Below are 22,686 nucleotides of genomic sequence, written 5' to 3'. Positions count from 1 at the left end.
TCGATGATGGAGGCGCGGCCGGTGGTGTCACGGCCGCGCCTCCATAGACGCAGACATCCGTATCGATGATGGCGCCATGACTGACGCCGGCGACGGAAAGCACGGCGATGCATCGTTGCACGGCCGGCCACATCCCGGAACCGGTGGATGGGTGGCGGAGTTTCACGGTGGGTTCTCTGAAGCTGCCATTCAATCCCAACGGCTCCATCCTTCAAGCCACGAATTCGATGGCTGGATGGCGGAAATTTTCACCGCCCCGCGCTTTTTTCGTGAAACCCTGTAACGATTCCGTGGACTTTCTTCTGTGGAGAGTATGGCAACACATCCACAACAGCAGCCAGGGGGCGATTCCCGGCCTGATGATCCGCTCGCGGGGTTCGATCCGGTGGATCTCCTCATGCAGGGAGCGGGGGACACCCATACGGAGGGAGGGAAAGGCACGTTCGATCCACCCACCATCGGCGAACTTGCATCACTGTTCCCCCGGTTCTCCATCCAGCGTCTCATCGGCCGCGGAGGCATGGGGGCGGTGTATGAGGTCCGGCAGTTGGAACTGGATCGCACCGTTGCGCTGAAGATCCTGCCGCCGGAGATCGGCGGGCGGCCCGGCTTCTCCGACCGCTTTGCCCGCGAGGCGAAGGCCCTGGCAAAGCTGAACCACCCGGGCATCGTTACGCTGCACGAGTTCGGCCAGGCCGGGGGCCTCCATTTCATCCTGATGGAGTATGTGGACGGGGCGAGTCTGCGCGATCTGCTGGAGCATGGCCGCATTTCACCACGGGAGGCATTGGCCATCGTCCCGCAGATCTGTGACGCCCTCCAGTATGCGCACGACCACGGCATCATCCACCGCGACATCAAGCCGGAGAACATTCTGCTCGACCGGCTGGGCCGCGTGAAAGTGGCGGACTTCGGTCTGGCGAAGCTCGCGGAGTCCGCGGACGAAGCGTCCGCCACATCGGCCACCGGAGGCTCATTCCACCTCACGGAGATCGGGAAAGTGATGGGTACCCCTTCCTATATGGCTCCGGAGCAGCTTTCCTCCCCTGGGAGGGTGGACCACCGGGCGGACATCTATGCGCTCGGTGTGGTGTTTTACCAGATGCTCACCGGACAGCTTCCGGACAAGGCCCTGGAGGCACCGTCCTCGAAGGTCAGGCTCGACGTGCGGCTGGATGAAGTGGTTCTGCGTGCCCTGCAGGCAAAGCCGGAACTGCGCTTCCAGCAGGCCAGCATCATGAAGACCCAGGTGGAGGGATTACATCCGTCCATGGCGCCGCAAGCTGCGGCCTCAAATCCGTGGAACCTGGACCACCGCTCGAAGGCCACGCTTTTCGGACTGCCGCTGCTGCACGTCACCTCCGGGCCGGATCCGGAAACAGGGCAGGAAAGGATTGCCAAAGGGATCATCGCCATCGGAGGCAGGGCGCGGGGCGTGCTGGCCATCGGTGGAACGGCTTTTGGTTTCATCGCGATGGGTGGGTTTGCGACGGGTGTCATTTCATTCGGTGGTTTCGCCACGGGCCTTTTCGCGTTCGGTGGCTTGTCCGCCGGACTTGTCGGTGCGCTCGGTGGCATGGCCGTGGCACCGGTCGCGGTCGGGGGGGCGGCGCTGGGTTACTACAGCTTCGCCGGCAGCGCATTCGGAGTACATGCGCTGGGATCCAACGCGAATGATCCGGAGGCGAGGGCATTCTTCCGTCCATGGGGACCTGCCATGCTCAACCATGTCGGTTGGATTCTCACGGCGCTCATGGCCTTCGTTTTCCTGGTGGGGTTTGGCGTTCCGATGTGGGTGCAGCGGAATCTCACCCGGGGCGGGGAGATGAGGCGTCAGGATCGCAGACGGGGCATTCTCACCATCGTGCTGGTTGCCGTGCCGACTTTCATCTTCGCGTTCGTCTACACCCAGTTCGTGTCCCGACCGGAGAAGCGCGAACCCTCCACACCGCGGGTGCTGCTTGTTCAGCCGACGCCTGCAACGCCAGTCCCGATCCCGGTTTCAGAATCGGAGACCATTGTGCCTCCAACGGCGGATGCCCCATTGCCGGAGAGCGTATCACTGGAGGTCCGGGAGGACGGAACGATTCGCATGAATGGCGAAACCCTCGAGTTGGCCGAGTTGACCTCGAAACTCGCCGGGTGGGTGGCACGGAAGAGCGATCTCCGCGTGACCATCCATGCGGACCAATCCGTCAAGTATGAGAGGATGATGGAGATTGTGGACGGTTGTGGGAAAGCGGGTGCATACAATCTCGCTTTCGGTGAAAAATCGGCCGCCACTCCGGAACACCGCTATTTAGATCTGATGTTGGAAGGCGCGGAACTGGAGGCGATGTATCAACCGGGGCATGCAAAGAGGGCCGCGTATGGGACGAAAGTGGAGGAGTTCCTCCGCCAGAATCCCGGCATTCCGGGGGGATCGACACGCGAGCTGGCGAAACAGATGCGCCCCGGCCAGATGCAGGAACTCAGCACGTTGATGAAGGATCTCTCGCCGCAGAATCCGGATATTTTTGCCGCCCATCGCAGGCTGCGCGTGCTCGAAGAAATGGAGGAACTCTCCGGCGATGAACTCCAAATAGAGATCTCGCGTGTGATCAAGGCAGGGAATCTGCCAAAAGAAAATCGGCTGGAGATTCGCAAGGTGACACCGGGAGATCCGTCAGCGGTGAAGATGAAAGTCACGGTGAACTCCAGCGAGGGGGATCATGTCGTGGAAGTCGGTGTATCTCCGGAGATCATTGTCAGCGGTTTGAACGTCCGTCAGGCCGAGCCGGCGAAGTTCGAAGGGATGGGTGATGGACTGGAGATCACTCTGGACAAGGTGGGGGGTAGGAGATTGGCGGAAGCCACCCGCAATACTGACGGCGGATTGCGGCTGGCGATTCTGATTGATGGTGAGATCCACTATACTCCGCTGGTCGTCCAGGGGCCGCTCGGTAACAAGCTCCAGATCACGAATCTGAGCGAGAACAAGGCGATCGACCTGATGATGAGCTTCCCATACCTTAGACTACGTCCGCAGGCGGCGGAGGCCTGGCTGTGGCTGACGAAGATCGACGCCCGCATGTATGATGAGAGTTACGCCGACCTCTTCCAGGTCGCCCGGGATTCCGCAACGGTGGAACAGTGGCAGCTCACCATGAAAACCTTCCGTGAGCCGCTGGGGGCTTTGATCACCCGTCTGCCGAAGAAGATGGACGAACGGACGGTCCTCCCCGGCATGCCGGATGGCGAATACCGGATCTGGCAGTTCGAAACCGATTTCGAGAACAAGAAGAAGGCCGTCGAGACCGTGACCATGGCCAAGGAGAACGGCGTCTGGAAACCCATGGGCTACTTCATCCGATGAACCCTTCCTTCAAAGCAAACTGGGGCCGCCCGCTGATCCTCATTTCAACCGTGGCCACCCTGATCTGTCTGGGCGTCGCCATCCACTCATGGCAGCGGGGGCACCATGGACTCCTCCGCTTCTGGCTGCCGCTCCTTCTCCCGTTCACCGCACTGCCGTTCATGGTGTGCGGCTACCGCATCGAGCCCGGCAAGGTCATGGTGCGGCGGCTGTTCTGGGAAACGGGCATTCCACTCGCCGGACTGACGTCGGCGGAACGCGAACCGGAGATCATGAAAGGCTGCTTGAGGCTCTGTGGAAACGGCGGGATTTTCTCCTTCACCGGTTGGTACTGGAGCCGGACCTGCGGGATGTTCCGCCTCTTTGCCACCAACACGCAGGACATGGTGGCGCTGAAAATCGGTCGTAAAACCATCGTCATCTCCCCGGACCGGCCTTCGGAATTCATCGCCACCTTGGAGGAAAGGCAACCACGCCATGAGTGACGGCCGTTTCGCCACCACGCGGTGGACTCTCGTGATGAACGCGGGGCTTCACGGCTCGGCGGAAGCGGAGACGGCGCTTGCCGCTCTCTGTGAAACCTACTGGTTTCCCATCTACTCCTTCATCCGCCGCCACGGTCGTTCGAAGGAGGATGCGGAGGATCTCACGCAGGCGTTCTTCGCCGCGTTGCTTGACCGTCGGGCGTTCGGGCAACTTGATCAGGAGCAAGGAAAGTTCCGGGGCTTCCTGCTGGCGACGGTGAAGAACTTCCTTTCGAACGCCAGGGACAGGGAACGGGCTCTGAAGCGTGGCGGCGGCATCGCCCATCTCTCGCTGGACTGGGAGAGTGCGGACTCCCGCTTCGCCATCGCCTGCGGTGATGGCAGGACGCCTGATGAGGAATTCGACCGCGAGTGGGCCCTGACTTTGCTGGCGCGCGTCCTCTCGCTGCTGGAGGATGAATTTTCCCACTCCGGAAGAGCGGAGGAATTCGGCGTGTTGAAAGGCCACCTGACCGGCAAGGAGGCCGGAATGCCCTATGAAGACGCCGCCCGCTTGCTGGATATGGAGGCGGGAGCGGTCCGCGTGAGGGTCCACCGCCTGCGGAAACGCTATCGGGAGCTTCTCAAGCAGGAGATCTCCTCAACCCTGGTCCATCCGGCGATGGTTGAAGAAGAGTTGTCCGCACTGATGGGGGCGTTCCGTTGATGCCTGCGGTCAGAGGGTGAGCTGGGCACCCAGTTCCACCACCCGGCCCGGAGGTAGCTTGAAGTAAGCGGTGGCCGGAGAGGCGTTCCGCGCCATCGTCGCAAAGATCGAAAGCCGGATGCGGTCGAGGAGATTCGCCTTCTTTCCGACCCCGTAGGTTTCCCGTCCAAGGAAATAGGTCGCCTTTCCGGGCTGGAAGCGGATCGATTCCGGCAGGTATTTCTTGAGGGCGGTTGGAACGTCAGGCTCATCGGCGAACCCGAAGCGCAGCACCACACGGTGGAGACCGTGGCCCAGCTCCGCATGGGTGAGGGATTCCTCCGGCGGAGCATACGGTTGGTCCAGGGTGACGACATGCAGGAGGACGATCCGCTCGTGCAGCACCTGGTTGTGCTTCAGGTTATGGAGCATCGCGCCGGGTACGATGTTGCCGCCTCCGGTCATGTAGATGGCGGTGCCGGACACCCGGTGGATCTTCCCTTTGCCCAGATCCCGCAGCAGCATGTCTACTGGCAGGGAGTCCCGCTGGATGCGTGCCCACAACAGGCGGCGGCCACGGATCCAGATGAGCATCAGCCCCATGAAGCTGGAGGCGATGATCAGTGGCAGCCAGCCCCCGTGGATGATCTTGGAGGCGTTCGCCAGCAGGAAAGCTCCGTCCACCGCGAGGAAGACGACAGTGATCAGGCCCGCCTTCACCAGTGACCAGCCCCACACCGCACGTGCGGCGGAGAAGAAAAGCAGGGAGGTGATGGTCATCGTCAGCGCGATGGCGATGCCGTACGCGCCGGCGAGGGCGGATGAGGAGCCGAACTCCACCACCAGGATGATGCAGGCTGCGGCGAGGAACCAATTGATCGCGGGAACATAGACCTGACCGACTTCCTCGTCCGAGGTGTGTAGGATGCGGAAACGTGGCAGCACTCCGAGCTGGACCGCCTGGGTGGTCAGCGAGAAGGCTCCGGAAATCAGAGCCTGGCTGGCGATGATGGCCGCCGCGGTGGCGAGCAAGGTGAGCGGGAAGCGCAGCATCTCCGGAGCCATCAGGAAAAACGGGCTGCGGATGGCGGTGGGATCCTCCACCAGCAACGCAGCCTGGCCGAGGTAGTTGAGGACCAGACCGGGAAGCACGACACTGAACCAGGCGACCCGGATCGGCCGTTTGCCGAAATGGCCCAGATCCGCATAGAGTGCCTCCCCCCCGGTCACCGCGAGGAATACGGCGGCCAGCAGGGGCAGGGAGTGTTTCCACTCCCGGACCAGAAAGGAAAAGCCCTCCAGGGGGCTCAGCGCGGAAAGGACCTGCGGGTGGGCGAGGATCATCCGGATGCCGAGCAAGCCCAGCGCGGTGAACCACAACAACACCACCGGGCCGAACAGCTTGCCGACGATCTCAGTGCCTTTCTTCTGGATCGCGAAAACTCCGGCCAGCAGCGTGACAGAGATGGGGACCACCCAGTGCTGGAGCGTGGGCGCGCTCACCGTCAGGCCCTCCACGGCGGAAAGGACGGAAATCGCCGGCGTGAGCATGCCGTCCGCATAGATGAGGGCGGCACCCGCCAATCCCAGCAGCAGCACCGCCTTCGGATCCGCACCGCCCAGACGTCGGGAAGCGGACCGGATCAACGCGGACAGGGAGAGGATTCCGCCTTCCCCTTTGTTATCCAGCCGCAGGATGATGAAGAGATACTTCACCGAAACCACCAGCAACAGCGACCACACCACCAACGAAGCTGCTCCGGTCAGGTTGTGAGGCGTCATTGCAACGGCATGGGCATGGGGACCTGCGAAACACTCACGGAACGCGTAGAGCGGGCTGGTGCCAATATCGCCGAAGACAATGCCAAGCGCGGCCAAAGCCGCACCGGCGATCCGTGGATTCGCGGCGCGGCCGCCGGGAGAAGCATTCATCGTTCGCGGGAGGATGACCCGCGGCGGAATTAGAAAGCGTTTCCCCTCCTTTCCGGAAAGAAAAAACGGATCAAGCGGGTGTTTGAGTTCTTCATCCTCCCGTCCGAGCATTCCGGAAACTTTTTGATGCCGTTCCACCGGATCCGGGGTTCAATGCAGGTGATGCGCTGGCGTCCTCTGATCTTTGTGACCGGCTTCCTGCTGACTGCGGTGGGAGGCTATCTGATCGCGCGTACCGCAATCCCGCCAAAGAAGGACGCCGAGGCTGCCGGAAGCGGGAAGTCCTCCAGGCCCAGACAACCCCATGAGATGATCAACCCGGACCCGGAGTTCCGGAAACGAACAAGGCCTGCATTCCAAGCTGACCGGGAGGCGCAGGAGGCGGGGGCCCTTGTTGGACAACGCACCTTGGTCTTTGCCAACCGGGCGGCGATGGAGGCATTCCTCGCCCGTGCGGCTGGCAAGGTGAACGTGATGGGCCGCCTCGACCGCTTGTCCGTGCTGAGGATTGGCTTCCTCAACTATGAGGACCTCGCCGCATTGCTGGACGGAAGTGAGGAGATCGGGCTGATTTTTTCCGCCACCTTTCCGGAAAGTGAATCCGTTTCCGCACAACCGGGCGCTGTGCCGATGGGCAGTGCGCTCCTGGAATGGCTGGGCATTTCCGGGGATCATTCATCATGGGGGCAGGGAGTTCGGATCGCGGTGCTGGATACCGGCGTGAGCCCGCACCCTGCCTTCGGCGGGCAGGTCATTCCCATCGGTCAGGCGGGTGACCCGAATGGCCATGGCACGGCGGTGGCTTCCATGATTCTGGGAAATACCCTGCAACTGCCGGGCGTCGCTCCCGGATCCACCGTGATCTCGCTCCAGGTGGCGGATGAACACGGATACTCGGACAGTTTCAGGATCGCGGAGGGCATTCTGGCGGCGATGGATGCCGGAGCGGTCATCATCAACATTTCCCTCGGCAGCACCGGGGACAGCGCATTGCTGAGGAGCGTGGTGGCGATGGCGCGGGATGCGGGTGTGCTGATCGTCGCACCCACCGGCAACTCCGGGAGCAACCAGGTGTTGATGCCGGCGGCCTACGACGGCGTCATCGCGGTGGGGGCTGTGGACAAAGCGGGGCAGGTGCTGGCCTTTTCAAACACGGGCATGGGGATCGACCTGGTGGCACCCGGCTACGGCCTGAATGCGGCGTGGACGGAGGACGGTGCGGCGGCGGTCAGCGGGACCTCCTTCAGCGGACCGATCGTGGCGGGGATGATTGCGGGCGTCATGCAGCAGATGGGCGTCACCAATCTCCAGGCATGGGACATCATTCTGAAGAACCTGGATGAAACCGGGCAGCCGGGGTACGATCAGATCACCGGAAATGGAACACCGAACGCAGAAAGGATACTGGCGTCCGGAACCCCTGGCATCCATGATGCGGCGTTCGCCTCCTATTGGGTGGACCCCGCGAAACCGGACCAGATGCAGGTGACCATCCAGAACCGGGGGACCGAGCCGCTGGTCAACACCGCGGTCACGGTCAAGGGGCCGAGCGGGATCAGATACTTCAACTCGACATCGCTCAAGGTCGGCGGAATCCAGACGTTTTCCGTGCCCATGGGCAGGATCCGGGGCGGAAGCGCCGACTTTGAAACCACCGTCACAGTTTCCGGTGGCCAGCAGGACCTCCGGCCGGGTAACAATGTCCGGGTTGAAACCCACACACCGTCTCAGGGCTGGTAGCCTGGCGCTGCTGCTTTCCGCAGCGGGTCTGTCTGCCCAGCCGATGCGTGAGGCTCCGCATCCCGGAGCAACACCGGTCAACCAGCTCGCCATCGCCGGGAACGCCTGCGGACCGGCGGCCTTGCTCTCCGCCTTCCGCTTCGGCGGTGAGGGATGGCGGAAGGCCGCGGATGCTGTGGACGGGGAGAATGACCGCCAACGGCTGCGGAAGATCATTCTGGAGATCGGCATGCGCCCCTCGAAATCGCTTGGGGGACGTCCCCGGTGGTCGAAGGCGGGAGTCAACATCGCGGACCTCTGCGACATGGCCAATGAGATGGTTGGAGGACCATTCCTCCCGGATCTGGAATATGAAGTCATGGTGACGAAGCCCAACGAGGACCATGCGGACCTGTTGGAGAGGGTCCATCGCAGGCTGGAGAAGTCGCTGGCAAAGGGCTTCCCTCCGGTAGTGGGCATCCGCCGGTTCGTGAAGCGGAAGGGCACCTGGCTGGTGATCGAGGCCCATTTTGTGACCGTCATTTCCATTCCCCGGAAGCTGGAGAAAGGGGCGGCCTTCTTTCCGGTCACCTACATCGATCCCTGGGGAGGACGCCGGTGCGAGGGACGGGTCGCGGTTTCCGGGCGCGAGTTGGTCGCTGCAGATGGTCGGGCCGATCCCATCCTGTCCCCCAGTCTGGAGGCGGATTTCCCGCAGGCGTTGGTCGGAAAAAGCAGGGTAGCCAAAGGGGAGGTGTCCCTGCTGACGGTATCCGCCGCGATAGTCTGTCGGTGAGTCCCGGAAAAAGAGAAGCGGCCCGCCTGATCACCATCCTGGAAAAACCCAAAACCAGGAAGTATCTCACGCGGGCCGCCTTGTCTTGCGACATGGACCAATACTCCGCATCCGGGTGCCTTCTATCAAAGTTCGGGAAAATTGTTTGGAATGGGACCGAAGGGCGATGCCTGGGGTATCGGGCGATCTCCGGAAATCACCTTGCCACTCCGCTGGCAGGCCGATAGACGGGACGCGCTGAGACCGGCACCTCTGGTCAGATGCAATGCCGTCGTGGCGGAATGGTAGACGCCGCAGACTTAAAATCTGTTGATCGCAAGATCGTGGGGGTTCGAGTCCCCCCGACGGCACATTTCTGGTAATACCGTGCGGATGGATCCTTTGTTGAAAAGTTTGAAACTATGGTTGGATCCGGTTCCTCGATCAGGTCCGGAAAACATGGCGGTGGATGAATGGCTGCTTGAAACAATTGGAGGGCCGGTGCTACGGGTCTACGAATGGGATGGAGTGTGGGGGAGTCTTGGATGTTTTTGTTGCTTGAATCAAGCGATTGATAATTTGCCGGATCGTCAATTGGTTCGCCGTCCGACTGGTGGCGGAATCGTTGATCATCAGCATGATTGGACCTATTCTTTGGTAATTCCAAAAACGGAAGAATTGTTTCGAATTCGTGCTTTAGAAAGCTACCGATTGGTTCATGAGGTGCTTTCTTTGGTTTTGAACGATAGTTTCAAATTGGTTTCGTCCGTTTCAAATGCTCCGGAATTGGGAGGTGTATGTTTCGAGAGGCCGGTGACTTCCGATGTCGTGGACTCTGTTGGAAACAAGATCGCAGGAGCCGGACAAAGGCGGACCAAAGATGGACTGCTGCATCAGGGATCTGTCTTGGGACGGTGTAAAGGAGGTGATTCAATCGATCGTTCTCATCGATTATCGGGAGCGTTATCGGCTTCTTGGGAGTCGATTGAGCTCGAACCTCCGACGGAGGTGATCCGTTGGAAGGTCGGGGATCGATTTGGAAATGACGCCTGGACCCGGCGACGCTGACGACTTGGATCTTTTGAGCTAGGCCTGCTTCCCCTTCCTGAGCCTGACCGCACAATTCTTGTAGTTGGGCTGGCGGGAGTGAGGATCGAATGAGGAATGGGTGAGCCGGTTGACCTCCGGATAGTGCATCGGGATGAAAACGTGGCCGGATTGAACGGTGGGAGCGATATAAACGAACGCTTCAATCAAGCCTCTCCGGGATTCCACCTGCACGGGATCGTCGTTTTTCAGGCGGAACTTGCGGGCATCATCCGGATGCATCTCCACGTAGACATCACTTGGATAGAGCTTTCGCAGAATGTCGGATTTTCCGGTTCTGGACTGGGTGTGCCACTGGCTGCTGGTCCCTCGACCGGTCAGGAGCGTGAAGGGAAACTGGAAGTCGGTTGGCTCCGGGAGGGCTGCGGGAGCAGAGAACAAGAGGTTTGCCTTGCCGCTGGGGGTGTAAAACAGACCGTCCTCGAACAGTCGCCGCTCACGCACGGGACGAGGATTTCCGTCTGCCGGGAATGGCCACTGGATGCCCCCATGTTCGTCGAGGTGGGAATATCCCTCGATTCCAGTGATGTCACAGGGGCGGTCTTTGGTGAGATCCCTCAGGATGTGGAATACGGATTCCGGGTCCGTCCAACGGGAAAACAGCTCACCACAGCCCCAAGTCTCGGCGATCAGACGGAAGATCCGGAAATCTGACAGCGCCTGTCCGGGAGCCTGGCGGAAGGGCTTGATCGTGCCAATCCGGCGTTCGGAATTGATGAAGCAGCCGGCCTTTTCCCCCCACGAAGCGGCGGGCAGGAGCAGGTCCGCCTCTTTCGCGCTTTCCGTGGTGTGGTACATGTCCTGGACGACCAGAAAGTCCAGCTTCTCCCGGAGCCGGGCCAGGCGACCGGAATCAATCCAGGAGTGAAAGGGATTGGTGGCAACGATCCAGAGTCCTTTGATCTTCCCTTCCTCGGCGGCGGCGAGAATCTGGTCGTAAGCGAGGGAGTACTCGCTGGGAATGTTCTCGAGGGGGATCCCCAACTGGGAAGCAACTTTTTCACGGTGGGCGGGAACGCTGAAATCATGACCACCGACCAGTGAGGTGGTGTTCGAGAACAGCCGCGAACCCATCGCGTTGCACTGTCCGGTGATGGAGTTGGCACCAGTGCCCGGCTTCCCGATGTTCCCCGTGATCAGGCAGAGATTGATCATCGCCTGGGCGGTGCGGACGCCCTCATGGGATTGGTTCACCCCCATGGTCCACCACCACGAAACCCGTTTGCCGGGTTCCGAAACGGTCCGCGCGAGAGACTCGATCTGCTCCACCGTCAGGCCCGTTTTCTCCACAACCGCGTGCGGTGGGTAGTCCGCGACGAACTGTCTGAACTCGTTGATGCCTTCGGTATTGGCGATGGATGTCGGATCGGTCCGCCCGTCCCGCAGGATGCAATGGGCCAGGGAGTATAGCAGCGCGAGATCCCCCTTGGGTTTCAGGGAAACGTGGCGGGTCGCTGCCTGTGCCGTCTCCGTGGCGCGTGGATCGATCACGATGATCTCGGGGGACCGTGTGTTGCGCATCACGCGCTGCCAGAGGATCGGGTGGGCGATGCAAAGGTTCGCGCCCACCAGGATGATGACATCGGATTCCTCGAAATCCGCGTAGGTCGCGGGTGGCGCATCGAATCCGAACGACTGTTTGTAGGCGGCGACCGCTGTGGCCATGCACTGGCGGGTGTTCGCGTCACAATGGAGGAAGCCCATCCCGAATTTGAACAGGCAGCCGAGGAAGGCCATCTCCTCGAAGGGGATCTGGCCTGTGGAGAGGAACGCCACAGACTCGTGGCCGTGCTGTTCCTTGATGGCCTTGAAGCGTTCTGTGAATGTGGCGAGGGCGGTGGGCCAGTCGGTTTCCTGGAGTTTGCCGGAGGCGTCACGGAGCAGCGGGGTGGTGGCCCGATCCGGGGAATCCAGCGGATCAAGCGCCTGCCAGCCTTTCGGGCAGGCCATCCCGAGATTGACCGGGTAGTGGGCCTGGGGGCTCAGGTTGATCGCGCGGCCGTTCTCATCCAGGTGGAGCTTCAACTGGCAGCCGGTGGCGCAGTAGCCGCAGATGGAGGTCGTGGTGGACGCCGGCTTCAGGCGCGCTGGGACTTTGCCGAGCCCGAAGTTCCCGGGTTCGAGCACCAGATCACGGGTCAGGGGACCCGTGTGGCGTTTGAGAAGACGCGTCAGCACTACCATTCATCCAGCAGAAAGCGTGCTAGGGATCCAGCGGGCCTCTTTTCTGTCCGAAATGGGGTTCATTGCGGTGATGAACCGGAGTGATGCCACCGCGTCAGGTCCGGATAAGTTTGATGTGGACGATCTCCGCGGGAGCGGCGGATCGGAGAGGAAACCAGTTTCCGGCACCGTTGCTGACCACCAGGCTGGCTCCCGGCTTCCGGTAGAGTCCGGACCAGTATTTGTAGAGCATCGGCCCAGGCCCGATATCCGGGGTGACCATCAGTTGGCCGCCGTGGGTGTGCCCGGCCAGTGTGAGCGGAATACCCAGCTCCGCCGCGCGGTCGAAGGCATGGGGGTGGTGGGCGAGAAGGATGGGCAGCGCCTCCGGATTCCGGTTGTTGGAGACCTCATCCACGTGGGGATCGATGGGTTTGTTCCGTCCGTGCCAGCGGATGCCCAGCAGCTCGATGGGGTGGCCCTTGGTGGTCACCACCGCGTTTTCATCCCGGAGAAGGTTGAACCCCCGGTCGAGGACGCCTTTCGCGAACTTCTCCGGACCTTGGAAAAGGTCGTGGTTGCCCTCGATCAGATAAAGGCCGGACCGGGGATCGATGCGTGCCATCATGTCGAGAGCCTCGGGGAGATCGTTGATGGACTGGTCGATGAGGTCGCCGGTCATCAGTACTAGGTCGGCCTTCAGTTGGTTGGTGGCGTCCGCCAGTTCGTGGAGGAGCTTCCCGTGGGTGAACTTGCCCACATGGGTGTCACTGAGATGGGCGATCCGCAGCCCGTGGAGATCGGCGGGCAGGTCCTTGATGGGGACCGTAATGTCGCGGATACGGAAACGGGTCCGCTGCGGGATGCTGATGGCGGCGGTCCCGAACGTCGCAACGACCGGCAGGCTGACGGCGACCGCGCCCAGCACGCGGCGGCGGGTGGGGTCCGTCGGCGGGGAGGTTTCCGCGGCTTTGTTCCTGCCGGTGATTGCCTTGGAGATCTTGAAGAACGCCCACCCGATCATGCTCGGCAGGGCGATGAGCGGCAGCGCGAACAGCCCCCACAGCAGGACCAGTGAATACGGCCCGCCGGGGACCTTGGGTGCGATTTCCTGTCTCGCCAGCACGATCCAGATGAAACAGCAGAGGATACCGATCACACTGGCCGCCATCACGGTGGTGATGGCAGGGTGGACTTCCAGCCGACGCAACCGCCGCAAGGCCCAGAAAAGCCAAGCCATGGAAATGAGGGGGATCAGCAGGAGGATGACGAGGACAGGTGACACGTTGGCAGCAAGCTAGCAGCCATCCGCAGTGTGTCCACCCGTGGGTGTCGGTGTTACGGATCATGATCTTCGAGATCGGAAAGCCTTAGAAGTCTTTCCGATCTCATTACATAGACGATGAAAACGGTCTCATCCTGAATGCGGTGGAAGATCCGGAGAGGACGCACAATCAGGTGGCGGTATCTCGAATCGGGAAGATCGTGGGGCACCGCGCACATTTCGGGAAAATCCTGCAAGAGTGCAGCCTTTGAAAATACCTTGCGAACCAGCCGCTTGGCCGCAACGGGATCGTCCAAGGCGATGTAGTCCGCGATCTGGCCAAGATCCTCCAAAGCGGGTTCGGTCCAAATCAATCGAGCCATCTGGACATCCGGATTTTTGCTTCTTCGTGGGAAACAATCCTTCCCTCGGAAATGGCCTTCTCTCCCTTGGCGATTCCCTCCAGGAGTTTGAGTCTGGATTCCATGGTTTCGTAGGTTTCCACATCGACCAGGTAGGCGGCGGGAAGCCCGTGCTGGGTGATCAACAGCGGTTCATGGGCGGCGGATACCTCTGATATCAGTTCAGTGGCTTTTCGCTTTAGTGTCGTCACAAGCTCCGTTCGCATAAAGTGATACTAAAGTGATACTTTGGCGATGGCAAGTGAATCGATCAGAATAGGAGCTATCCCAAATCGTTCGGTCCGATTGCCCTGGCGGAAGAGGGAGGGAATCAGGAAACGGAGACCCTATGGCGACCAGATGAACGGTCAGGCTCACGCCCCTTCCTAATGATGCCCTCCAGGCCCGAAGTTTCCGGGCATCTTCGGCGCGTACACCGATTGGAAAAAGAGCTGCCGTTCCAGGATTTCTGACAGGATGAGAAGGGGGAGGGCAGCCCAAGGATTGATGAACGCCACGAAGGCGGCGGTCAGTGCCAGAAGGTGGCGGGCGCGGAGAAACGGACCCAGGGGATGGAGCTGGAGCAGGGCGGTGTGGCGGTCCGGGGTCCAGGCCGCGTCGGGATCCTCCGCGTGGCGGAGCATCCGGGCCTCGGGAATCAATTTCAGGCAGATGGCGGTGAGCGTGAGGATGGCGTGGAGTGGGGATGGAGCCGCCAGTTGCAGGGAGAGCGCGGCGAACACCAGCACCGTTCCGAAGAAGCGGCTGGCGGTGATGGGGAATCTCCACGAACTCCGGTGGGTGTCCACGTAGATCATCACACTGGTGAATACCGCCGCCAGCCCGACAGGAAAGGCCGACCAGACGGTAACTTGATGGATGAGGGACTTGAAGGGGAACTCCGGTGAGAAATGCAGCGCCGCGAGAAGGATGGGGATGGGTGCGAACAGGGAGAAGGCCAGGATTTCCCGTGATAGCCATGAAGTCCGCAGCCCGAGGAAGAAGCGCCACGCCTTCAGCGGTTGGCCGAGGTGGAGGATGCTTGCCCCCATGCCGGCGAAGAAAATCCCGAGCGCGGCGAGAAGGACGAAGGAAGAGGCGGTCGGGGTGAAGACGAGCGTTTCCAGCGCTTTCAGGTTGATGACGGGGGGGCTTCCGAGGCTGACCACCGGTCCGCTGGATGGAGCCAGACCGAGAAGGGGAGCCGCCAGCAGGCCGAGTCCGACCTGGGTGAGGGTGAGCATGATGACCAGCGGCCAGTGTGCGTGCTGGGGTGTGAGTGCCTCCCGGTCCGCTGCGAGCGCGCTTTCGGGGATGTCCCTGCCGACATAGCTGGTGGTGGGGCGTGTGACCGATGGATCCGGCGCACCGGGCAGGAAATGGGCGGGCTGGTTGCTGGCCACGGTGACGATGCGGATGGCCTCCGTCGGGCATGCCTGGACACAGGCCGGTGCCTCTCCCTCCGCCAGCCGCTGGTGGCACATGTCGCACTTGCGGACGATGCCCCTTTTCTTCGAGTACTTCGGTACATCGTAGGGGCACTTCAGGATGCAGTAGGAACAGCCGATGCATTGGTCGTCCAGATGGCGGACGATGCCGGTGTCCTTCTCCTTTTCATAAGCGCCCACCGGGCAGCCGCCGAGGCACCCGGGATCCGCGCAGTGGTGGCAGGCGGTGGTGATGGTCTGCTGCCATGTCCGGTTCCGCTCCCCCCCATGGAGCATGCCAATGTCCCGCCATGCTTCATCCTCATCCAGACCGTTCATGGAATGGCACGCGGACACGCAGGCCTTGCAGCCGGTGCAGCGGTCCAGTGAGACCTCGAAAGCGTATTGCTCCCCGACCCCCGGTTTTGTGAGCGGGATCAGCGAGCGGTAGTGGTCCGCCAGATCCGGATTTTTCCGGTGGTGGACCTCAGAGAACTTCGCCACCGGCGTCTGGAGCTGCTTCTGCTCAGCCAGCAATTGGTCGATGAGCGTGAATTCCTGCGGAGCCTCCACCTTGGGCATGGCTTTCGCCCGCTTGATGGCTGGGATGCGCTGGATGGTCTGGTACACGGAAGACGGTGGAATGCCGGGAGTGATTCAGTGGGCGGGAACAAGCGATGAGAGGAGGCTGGCGGACCACTCCTTGAATGGGAGGTCGTGATCGACATCCGACGTCATGATCGGAAGCAGCGGTTTCGCTCCGAGTGCCGTTAGCCGGTTCTGGAAGTCATGGCCGCACTTGCAGAATTCCGGATAGTTGCTGTCGCCGAGGGCGAAGACGGTGAAGCTGAGATCCGCCAGCGCAGGTGTCTCCGCGTGAAGCGAGGTGTGCAGGTCGAGGGCGTTGTCCGGTGGCTCGCCATCTCCGTAGGTGGAGGTGAGGATCGCCAGGTGCTTCACGGTTGAAAACAGGCCCACGGTGGCATCCGCCATGTCCATGATGGTCGGTGCGTGCCCCTGGGCGGTGAGGGCTTTCGCCAGTTTCTTGGCGTAGGTCTCGGCGGTTCCAGTCTGGGAACCCCACAGGATGGTGACGGGCAGCCCGGATTTCGGCGCTTCCGCGGCGGGAGCCGCCGGGATGGAGGCTCCAGCTTGCGGGAGGCCTGCGGCGATGCCGGCCAGGAAGCCTTTCAGCCACATTTTCTGGGTGCCTGTGAACGGAGCGTTGTCGGGGATGGTGAGCATACGGTGATAGGTGGCGGTCCGGTCTGCCGGCCCGGTTCAGGCGGCGGCGATCTTGTCGGGGCGGGAAAGCTCGCGGAGTTCGTCCGGGGTGTGGCGGTTGGTGAAATTTGCGAAGGATTCGTCATTTTCCCTCTCGCGCAGATAGGCGACCAGAAGCTGCTCGATGAGCGGCGGGATGTCGGTGAATGGAATGGATTTCCAGACCTCCCGGGCGATGGCCTGGGTGTCATCCACCCCTCCACCGAGGACGATGTTGTAGCCGTCCACCGTCGACCCATCCTCCATCTTCACCCGTGCGCCCATCATGCCGATGTCACCGATGTAGTGCTGGGCGCAGGAGTGCTGGCAGCCCGTGAGGTGGATATTCACCGGCACGTCGAGGGTGACGGCCCCGGCCAGATGGTCTCCAAGTGCGATGGCGTTCCCCTTGGTGTCCGCGGCGGCATATTTGCAACCGCGGCTGCCGGTGCAGGCGATGAGCCCGCCGGTGACGGGGTTGTTCCGGTAGTCGAACCCGGTGGCCAGCACCGCGGCGGTGGCGGCGTGGAGGTTTTCGTCCGGGATACCGGGGATGATCAGGTTCTGCCAGACCGTGAGGCGGATCTCCCCCCTGCCATACTTGTCGGCGATGTACGCCAGGGCGTGCATCTGGGGGACGGTGATCCTGCCCACCGGGGTGAGGACGCCCAGGTAGTTTTTCCCGTCCGTCTGGGAGTGGATGCCCAGGTGTCCGTGCTTGGATTTCGGCAGGGAAGGCTCGCACTGTTCCAGCGGCAGGAAGCGGAGCGGGAAGGTGAGCTTCTTGGAGATCTCGTTGAGGGTCTTGGGGATGCCCCACTCATCAACGAGATACTTGAGGCGGGCCTTCTTGCGGTTGGTGCGGTCGCCGTTCTCGATGAAGACCCGGATCAGGGCGGCTGCCACCGGCAGGCTTTCGGCCGGGGTCAGCAACACGCCGCAGTCCGTGGCGAACTGCTGGTGCCCGGTGATGCCACAGAGCTGCATGCGGAAATAGATGCCCGGTTCCACGGCATGCTCGCCCGGAGCGACGCGCACCGCGTAGAAGCCGATGTCGTTGGTGTCCGCGCAGACGGAAACGCGGCCACCGGAGTCGTAGGAAATGTTGAACTTCCTGGGCAGGCCGTAGAGATCCCGGTTCTTCAGGATGTAGTGGTGCATCGCCTTCGCGTAGGGCATCACGTCGATGAGTTCCTCCGGGTCGAAGCCGGTGGTTGGCGTGGCGGTGATGTTGCGGATGTTGTCCGCACCTGATCCTTGGGAGGTGAGACCCAGGTCGATGAGCTTGTTGAGGACGTCAGGAGCGTCTTTCGGCATGATTTCCCGGACCTGGACGTTGGCGCGGGTGGTGAGATCGACATGCCCGGGACCCCAATCTTCAGCGATTTCCGCCAGTCCGCGGAACTGGTGGCTGCTGAGGGCACCACCCGCGATGCGGCAGCGGAGCATGAGTGACTCCTGGGCTGGGGTGACGAAGAAAAGCCCGTGGAACTTGTAGCGGAAGACGTCTCCGTCCTTGGGAAACTCATTGGTGGCCGCGTTGGCCAGGATGGTGTCGAAGCAGTCGAGGCCGTGCTTTTCGTATTTGATACGCTCTTCCTTGCAGAGATCGTCGATGGGCGTGCCATGAACGGTTTCGATGGCCTCTTCCGGCTGGTGCGTGAAGCGGCTGGACGCGTCCTGACCGAGAAAGGGCAGCGGGAGGCTGCGGGCTTGGAGGAGGCCGGAGACGAAACCGGTCAGGTAGGTGGTTTGGTCTTCGGTGAAGCCGGAATTTTCGATGTTGACCATGTTTTGCCGGTGGTTGGGCTGGATCTCATGAAAGCACTTGGCATGCGGATGCCGCATGCCGGGGTATGAACGGCGCATCTTCCGGATCATGGATCAGATGAATGGCAGTCATGGGGTGGGTCAATGGGGTTGGGTGGCGAGGCCTGCGGAGGCCGCTGCCCGCATTGGCTGGGTCTGGAGCGCCTGGGCGCCCGCCAGCTTGCTGGGGCGGATGTGGGAGCGGTTGTTGAGGAAATCGAGCAGATGGTTGCGGTATTCCGCGTAGCGGGGATCCGCGAGGATGGCGGCGCGGTTGCGCGGGCGCTCAAAGGGGATATGCAGGATGTCACCGACCTCCGCCTCCGGCCCGTCGGTCATCATCACCACCCGGTCGGAAAGGAAGATCGCCTCATCCACATCGTGGGTGACCATCAGGGTGGTGAGCTGGTTCCGCCTCCAAAGTTCCAGAAGCACCTCCTGCAGCTCCATTTTGGTGAGCGAATCGAGCATGCCGAACGGCTCGTCCAGCAGCAGCATCTTCGGCTGGAGGGCGAAGGCACGGGCGATGCCGACCCTCTGGCGCATCCCTTGGGAAAGCTCTCCGGGATACTTGTCCATGGCACTGCCCAGGCCGACGACGGAGAGGTAATACTCCGCCAGTTCCTTCCGTTCCGCCATGGGTGCGGTGAAATACACCTGGTTCACACCGAGCATCACGTTCTCAAACGCGGTCATCCATGGCAGCAGGCAGGGTGACTGGAAGACCACCCCGCGGTCCGGACCCGCTTCGTTGGTTTCCCGTCCGCCGAGGATCATCGCGCCCCCGGAGGAGGAGGTCAGGCCGGCGACCATCGAGAGGACCGTTGATTTCCCGCAGCCGGAGTGACCGATGATGGTAACGAATTCGCCGCCTTCCAGGTTGAGGTTGAATTCCTTTACGATGACCGCTTCCTTTCCGCCCGGGGCGGGATAGGATTTCGAGAGTTGGAAGAGTTCGAGGATGGGTGTCATAGGGCTGATTGGCGGAGTTTGGCTTTTGGGGAGGACGGAGGGGGCTGGAGATCAGGAAACGGAGATTTCCTCACGGTTGAGCTGGGAGCGGCGGCGTGGGGTCTTCCTGCCGCCCATGCCGAGGTTGCGCTTCACTCCGAGGTCCTCCGGCAGGATGTCCGGTGGGGAGAGCTTTTTCGTGAGGACGGGAGCACTGCTTTTCCGGGCGTCCAGCAGGGTATTGATGAGTTGGAGTTTCAGGGATTTGAAATCCGCCTGTTTCAAAAGCTCACGCCGGTCGCGGGGGCGGGGGAGATCCACCGGGATCTCCGCTCCGAGGGTCGCGCCACCGGTGGCCGGGATCAGCGGGATCACGCGGTCCGCCACCAGCAGGGCCTCATCCGGATCATTGGTGATCCAGATGACGGTGGTCTTGTTGTTCTGCCAGATCTCGGCGATTTCATCCTGGAGGGTGGCGCGGGTGAGTGCGTCGAGAGCGGACAGGGGTTCATCCAGCAGGAGGATCCGCGGGTTCGAGGCGAGGGTACGGGCGACGGAAACCCGCTGGCGCATGCCGCCGGAAAGTTCCTTGGGGTATTTGTCCGCGGCGTGGCCGAGCTTCACCATTTCCACATGCTTGCGGACATGCGCGGACCGTTCCGCCGGAGTCATCCGGGGGTAGAGCTGGTCCACCGCCAGACGGATGTTTTCCGAAACGGTGAGCCATGGCAGCAGCGAGTAGTTCTGGAAAACGATGCCGCGCTCCGGACCGGGGCCGGTGATTGTTCCGCCGTCCATCATGGCGTCACCGGTGTCCGGCTTGAGCAGGCCGGCGATGACGTTGATGAGGGTGGACTTCCCGGTGCCGGAGTAGCCGATGATCGACACGAAGTCACCTTCGTTGACGGTGAGGTTGACGTCGGAAAGGACGCTTGTCCCGCCGAAGAACTTGTGGATGCCTTTGAGTTCGAGAATGGGTGTCATGGATGAGTGGGGATTTGGGCGGCCCTCCCGCCGCCCGGTTGGATGAGTCGGGAGTTGCCGGTCAGGCGGTGCGGAAGCGGCCCTCGATGAGACTCATGGCGCGGTCCAGGATGAAGCCGATGAGGCCGATGGTGAGGATCGACAGGATGATGTGGGCGAAGGAGTTCGCGTTGTATTGCTGCCAGAGGAAGCCGCCGACGCCTGGCTTTCCGATCAGCATCTCCACCGCCACGATGACCAGCCATGCGATGCCGAGGGAAAGGCGGAAGCCGGTGAACATGTAGGGCAGCGCGGATGGGATGAGGATCTTGAAGAGCGTCTTTGTCCGGGACAGCTTCAGAACCTTCGCCACGTTCAGGTAGTCCTGCGGAACCGCGCGGACACCGACGGCGGTGTTGAGGACTGTCGGCCACATGGCACAGATGGCGATGGTGAAGAGCGCGGCCGCGTCCGAAGTGCCGAAGCTCACCCGCCCGTCGGAACCGAGGATCTTCATGCCGCTGAACAGCACCATGCCGAGGGGCAGCCAGGCGAGGGGAGAGACCGGTCGCAGGATCTGGATGATGGGGTCGAAGGCCTTCGTGAAGCGCTTCGACAGTCCGAGGAGGAAGCCGATGGGGGTGCCGATGACCAATGCCAGGAAGTATCCCTGGGCGACGAGCTTCAGGGAAAGCCAGGTGAAACGGAGGATGCCTTGGTCGAGCTCCCCGCGTTTGGCGAAGGGTTCCACGATGTAGGGCTTGCTGGCTTTCCAGGTTTCGGCGGGGGAGGGAAGATCGGCCGAAATGCCATGCCGTTCCGTCTTGGTGACCTTGTCACCCCAGTCATCCACTGAAGTGGTGGTGGTGGATTTTCCCGCGATGAGCGACCATCCGCCGATGCAGATGAGGATCGCGATGAGTGGAAGAACAATGGTGTCCAGTTTGAAGCGTTTCATGGGAATATGGAGGTATCAGTGGCTCGGGACGCTGGCCGGGGGCAGGAGTGCCCGCCCCCGGGGATGTCCCGCTCAGCCTTTCAGGGTGGAGACGGAGAAGGATTTGGCGTAGGCGTCCAGGTCACCGGCCGGATCGAACTTGCTGCCGTCGAAGAGGGTCTCGGCGTCGTTGTTGAGTCCGCCGTGGGAGTAGCCGATCTCCTTCATGGCTTCCTCATAGATGTCCGTCCGCATGACCTGTTTGGCCACCGCCTCATAGTCCGGAGCGCCATCGGTGAAGCCCCAGCGGCGGAGCTGCGTGAGCCACCACTTGGCATACTTCGGCTGCGGGTAGTTGCAGTTCCGGTCACTGAAGATCATGTAGTCCGGATCCCGGAACTTCCGTCCGTCGCCCATGTCATACTTGCCCTGCAGGCGCTGGAGGATCTGTTCCGGCGGGCAGTTGATGTAAGTGGGGGCGCTGACGATCTTCGCCTGTTCCACCCGGTTGTCCATCTTGTCGAGCCAGACGGACGCTTCGTGCAGCGCCTTGAGGACGGCCTTCACGGTTTTGGGATTCTTTTCCGCGAACTCCTCCGTGAAAGCGCAGACTTTCTCAGGGTGGTCTTTCCAGATTTGCTGGGTGTTGATGGCGGTGAAGCCGATGTCATCCGTGATGGTTTTCGCATTCCATGGCTCACCGACGCAGAAGCCGTCCATCTTGCCGACCTTCATGTTGGCCACCATCTGCGGCGGCGGGATGGTGATGAGGGAGATGTCCGCCCCCGCTCCACCGGCATCGCCGGGGTTGATGCCTCCTGCCGCCAGCCAGTAGCGGATCCAGATGGCGTGGGTGCCCGGCGGGAAGGTCATGGCGAAGGTCATCGGATGGCCGTTGGCCTTCGCCTTGTCCACAAAGGGCTTCAGTGCCTTGGGGTCCGCGGCGACTTTTCCTTTCAGGGAGTTGGCGAGGCTGATGGACTGGCCGTTGCGGTTGAGCAGCCATGGGATGACCATCGGCTTTTTCGGCGCACCACCGAGGCCCATCGTGGAGGCGATCGGCATGCCGATGAGCATGTGGGTCGCCTGGATGTCCCCGTTTGCCAGGGAGTCGCGGATGGCGGCCCAGCTCGCGCCTTTCGTCACTTTACTGCGGATGCCGTACTTCGCGAAGATGCCCTTTTCATGGGCGATGACGATGGGCGAACAGTCGGTGAGGGCGATGATGCCGAAGTTCACATCGGGGGATTCCGGGGCATCGCTGGTGGTCTGGGCACCCGCCCATCCGGACGGGAGACCGGAGGCAAGGAGTCCGAGGGCGGTGGTCTTCGCGGAACTGGCGAGGAAGTCGCGGCGTGAGTAAGGGCGGATTGGATTCATGGTTTGTCAGGACGTGTGGGCGTCCTGATCTGATAAAGCGCGTGGAGGGCCAGCGTGCCAACTTGTGCCA

The 22,686-nt window shown here is 61.7% G+C and carries 19 protein-coding genes and 1 tRNA gene; 8 read left to right on the top strand and 12 right to left on the bottom strand.

What is annotated here, in order from left to right; all coding sequences use genetic code 11:
* Window positions 1-76 precede the first annotated feature (76 nt).
* Genes OVA24_RS13625 through OVA24_RS13610 form a run of 4 tightly spaced genes read left to right on the top strand, consistent with a single transcriptional unit; the run spans window position 77 to window position 4,546 of the window.
* Window positions 77-283: a hypothetical protein gene (locus OVA24_RS13625; RefSeq protein WP_267675303.1), complete on the top strand. Its 207-nt coding sequence runs from the start codon at window positions 77-79 to the stop codon at window positions 281-283.
* Between the two features lie 30 nt (window positions 284-313).
* Window positions 314-3,355: a protein kinase domain-containing protein gene (locus OVA24_RS13620; RefSeq protein WP_267670409.1), complete on the top strand. Its 3,042-nt coding sequence runs from the start codon at window positions 314-316 to the stop codon at window positions 3,353-3,355.
* Window positions 3,352-3,840 (top strand): PH domain-containing protein, encoded by a 489-nt coding sequence (locus OVA24_RS13615; protein WP_267670408.1) that lies wholly within the window; start codon window positions 3,352-3,354, stop codon window positions 3,838-3,840. The genes OVA24_RS13620 and OVA24_RS13615 overlap by 4 nt, the downstream gene beginning before the upstream one ends.
* Complete coding sequence (locus OVA24_RS13610) at window positions 3,833-4,546, top strand: RNA polymerase sigma factor (protein WP_267670407.1); 714 nt, start codon at window positions 3,833-3,835, stop codon at window positions 4,544-4,546. Before OVA24_RS13615 ends, OVA24_RS13610 begins: the two co-directional genes overlap by 8 nt.
* 9 nt (window positions 4,547-4,555) lie before the next feature.
* Here the strand turns inward: OVA24_RS13610 and OVA24_RS13605 are convergent, their stop codons facing one another.
* Window positions 4,556-6,457 (bottom strand): potassium transporter Kup, encoded by a 1,902-nt coding sequence (locus tag OVA24_RS13605; protein ID WP_267670406.1) that lies wholly within the window; start codon window positions 6,455-6,457, stop codon window positions 4,556-4,558.
* Window positions 6,458-6,619: 162 nt separating this feature from the next.
* On the opposite strand from OVA24_RS13605, the gene OVA24_RS13600 reads away from it, so the two are divergent.
* The 4 genes from OVA24_RS13600 (at window position 6,620) to OVA24_RS13585 (ending at window position 10,019) form a co-directional block, all read left to right on the top strand.
* Complete coding sequence (locus OVA24_RS13600) at window positions 6,620-8,197, top strand: S8 family peptidase (RefSeq protein ID WP_267670404.1); 1,578 nt, start codon at window positions 6,620-6,622, stop codon at window positions 8,195-8,197.
* On the top strand, window positions 8,166-8,972 hold the full coding sequence (locus OVA24_RS13595) for a hypothetical protein (protein WP_267670402.1): 807 nt from the start codon (window positions 8,166-8,168) through the stop codon (window positions 8,970-8,972). The genes OVA24_RS13600 and OVA24_RS13595 overlap by 32 nt, the downstream gene beginning before the upstream one ends.
* 267 nt (window positions 8,973-9,239) lie before the next feature.
* Window positions 9,240-9,322: transfer RNA gene (locus OVA24_RS13590), tRNA-Leu, on the top strand.
* A 22-nt stretch (window positions 9,323-9,344) separates the two neighbouring features.
* Window positions 9,345-10,019 (top strand): lipoyl protein ligase domain-containing protein, encoded by a 675-nt coding sequence (locus OVA24_RS13585; protein ID WP_267670401.1) that lies wholly within the window; start codon window positions 9,345-9,347, stop codon window positions 10,017-10,019.
* An 18-nt stretch (window positions 10,020-10,037) separates the two neighbouring features.
* On the opposite strand, the gene OVA24_RS13580 is transcribed toward OVA24_RS13585, so the two are convergent.
* From OVA24_RS13580 to OVA24_RS13530, 11 genes are all read right to left on the bottom strand, one after another.
* Complete coding sequence (locus tag OVA24_RS13580) at window positions 10,038-12,185, bottom strand: molybdopterin oxidoreductase family protein (RefSeq protein ID WP_267670399.1); 2,148 nt, start codon at window positions 12,183-12,185, stop codon at window positions 10,038-10,040.
* Between the two features lie 151 nt (window positions 12,186-12,336).
* Window positions 12,337-13,506 (bottom strand): metallophosphoesterase, encoded by a 1,170-nt coding sequence (locus tag OVA24_RS13575; protein ID WP_267670398.1) that lies wholly within the window; start codon window positions 13,504-13,506, stop codon window positions 12,337-12,339.
* A gap of 53 nt (window positions 13,507-13,559) precedes the next feature.
* Entirely contained in the window at window positions 13,560-13,868 is a 309-nt protein-coding gene (locus OVA24_RS13570) for a type II toxin-antitoxin system RelE/ParE family toxin (protein ID WP_267670397.1), read from the bottom strand.
* Window positions 13,856-14,113: a type II toxin-antitoxin system Phd/YefM family antitoxin gene (locus OVA24_RS13565; protein WP_267670396.1), complete on the bottom strand. Its 258-nt coding sequence runs from the start codon at window positions 14,111-14,113 to the stop codon at window positions 13,856-13,858. The genes OVA24_RS13570 and OVA24_RS13565 overlap by 13 nt, the downstream gene beginning before the upstream one ends.
* Window positions 14,114-14,272: 159 nt before the next feature.
* Complete coding sequence (locus OVA24_RS13560) at window positions 14,273-15,943, bottom strand: DmsC/YnfH family molybdoenzyme membrane anchor subunit (RefSeq protein ID WP_267670395.1); 1,671 nt, start codon at window positions 15,941-15,943, stop codon at window positions 14,273-14,275.
* 27 nt (window positions 15,944-15,970) lie between these two features.
* Entirely contained in the window at window positions 15,971-16,558 is a 588-nt protein-coding gene (locus OVA24_RS13555) for a flavodoxin domain-containing protein (protein WP_267670393.1), read from the bottom strand.
* A gap of 36 nt (window positions 16,559-16,594) precedes the next feature.
* Window positions 16,595-18,367 (bottom strand): NirA family protein, encoded by a 1,773-nt coding sequence (locus tag OVA24_RS13550; RefSeq protein WP_267670392.1) that lies wholly within the window; start codon window positions 18,365-18,367, stop codon window positions 16,595-16,597.
* A gap of 120 nt (window positions 18,368-18,487) precedes the next feature.
* A complete protein-coding gene (locus tag OVA24_RS13545; protein ID WP_267670391.1) occupies window positions 18,488-19,357 on the bottom strand; it encodes an ABC transporter ATP-binding protein in 870 nt (289 codons plus the stop codon).
* A gap of 51 nt (window positions 19,358-19,408) precedes the next feature.
* Window positions 19,409-20,320: an ABC transporter ATP-binding protein gene (locus tag OVA24_RS13540; RefSeq protein WP_267670390.1), complete on the bottom strand. Its 912-nt coding sequence runs from the start codon at window positions 20,318-20,320 to the stop codon at window positions 19,409-19,411.
* A 61-nt stretch (window positions 20,321-20,381) separates the two neighbouring features.
* Window positions 20,382-21,257, bottom strand: a complete 876-nt coding sequence (gene ntrB, locus OVA24_RS13535; protein ID WP_267670389.1) for a nitrate ABC transporter permease — start codon at window positions 21,255-21,257, stop codon at window positions 20,382-20,384.
* Window positions 21,258-21,329: 72 nt separating this feature from the next.
* Window positions 21,330-22,616: a CmpA/NrtA family ABC transporter substrate-binding protein gene (locus OVA24_RS13530; protein ID WP_267670388.1), complete on the bottom strand. Its 1,287-nt coding sequence runs from the start codon at window positions 22,614-22,616 to the stop codon at window positions 21,330-21,332.
* Between the last annotated feature and the right edge of the window lie 70 nt (window positions 22,617-22,686).

The organism is Luteolibacter sp. SL250 (genome assembly GCF_026625605.1).
In the GTDB taxonomy this organism is placed as follows: Bacteria; Verrucomicrobiota; Verrucomicrobiia; order Verrucomicrobiales; family Akkermansiaceae; genus Luteolibacter.
Note: the sequence above shows the minus strand (reverse complement) of the source record. Positions and strands in the feature narration are given on the sequence as shown.

Excerpts from the sequence above, each read along its gene's own strand:
- OVA24_RS13600 (WP_267670404.1), top strand. The coding sequence starts at position 6,620 with ATGCGCTGGCGTCCTCTGATCTTTGTGACCGGCTTCCTGCTGACTGCG.
- OVA24_RS13615 (WP_267670408.1), top strand. The coding sequence starts at position 3,352 with ATGAACCCTTCCTTCAAAGCAAACTGGGGCCGCCCGCTGATCCTCATT.
- OVA24_RS13550 (WP_267670392.1), bottom strand. The coding sequence starts at position 18,367 with ATGGTCAACATCGAAAATTCCGGCTTCACCGAAGACCAAACCACCTAC.
- OVA24_RS13570 (WP_267670397.1), bottom strand. The coding sequence starts at position 13,868 with ATGGCTCGATTGATTTGGACCGAACCCGCTTTGGAGGATCTTGGCCAG.
- OVA24_RS13585 (WP_267670401.1), top strand. The coding sequence starts at position 9,345 with ATGGATCCTTTGTTGAAAAGTTTGAAACTATGGTTGGATCCGGTTCCT.
- OVA24_RS13540 (WP_267670390.1), bottom strand. The coding sequence starts at position 20,320 with ATGACACCCATTCTCGAACTCAAAGGCATCCACAAGTTCTTCGGCGGG.
- OVA24_RS13605 (WP_267670406.1), bottom strand. The coding sequence starts at position 6,457 with ATGAATGCTTCTCCCGGCGGCCGCGCCGCGAATCCACGGATCGCCGGT.
- OVA24_RS13530 (WP_267670388.1), bottom strand. The coding sequence starts at position 22,616 with ATGAATCCAATCCGCCCTTACTCACGCCGCGACTTCCTCGCCAGTTCC.
- ntrB (WP_267670389.1), bottom strand. The coding sequence starts at position 21,257 with ATGAAACGCTTCAAACTGGACACCATTGTTCTTCCACTCATCGCGATC.
- OVA24_RS13545 (WP_267670391.1), bottom strand. The coding sequence starts at position 19,357 with ATGACACCCATCCTCGAACTCTTCCAACTCTCGAAATCCTATCCCGCC.
- OVA24_RS13620 (WP_267670409.1), top strand. The coding sequence starts at position 314 with ATGGCAACACATCCACAACAGCAGCCAGGGGGCGATTCCCGGCCTGAT.
- OVA24_RS13625 (WP_267675303.1), top strand. The coding sequence starts at position 77 with ATGACTGACGCCGGCGACGGAAAGCACGGCGATGCATCGTTGCACGGC.
- OVA24_RS13555 (WP_267670393.1), bottom strand. The coding sequence starts at position 16,558 with ATGCTCACCATCCCCGACAACGCTCCGTTCACAGGCACCCAGAAAATG.
- OVA24_RS13610 (WP_267670407.1), top strand. The coding sequence starts at position 3,833 with ATGAGTGACGGCCGTTTCGCCACCACGCGGTGGACTCTCGTGATGAAC.
- OVA24_RS13565 (WP_267670396.1), bottom strand. The coding sequence starts at position 14,113 with ATGCGAACGGAGCTTGTGACGACACTAAAGCGAAAAGCCACTGAACTG.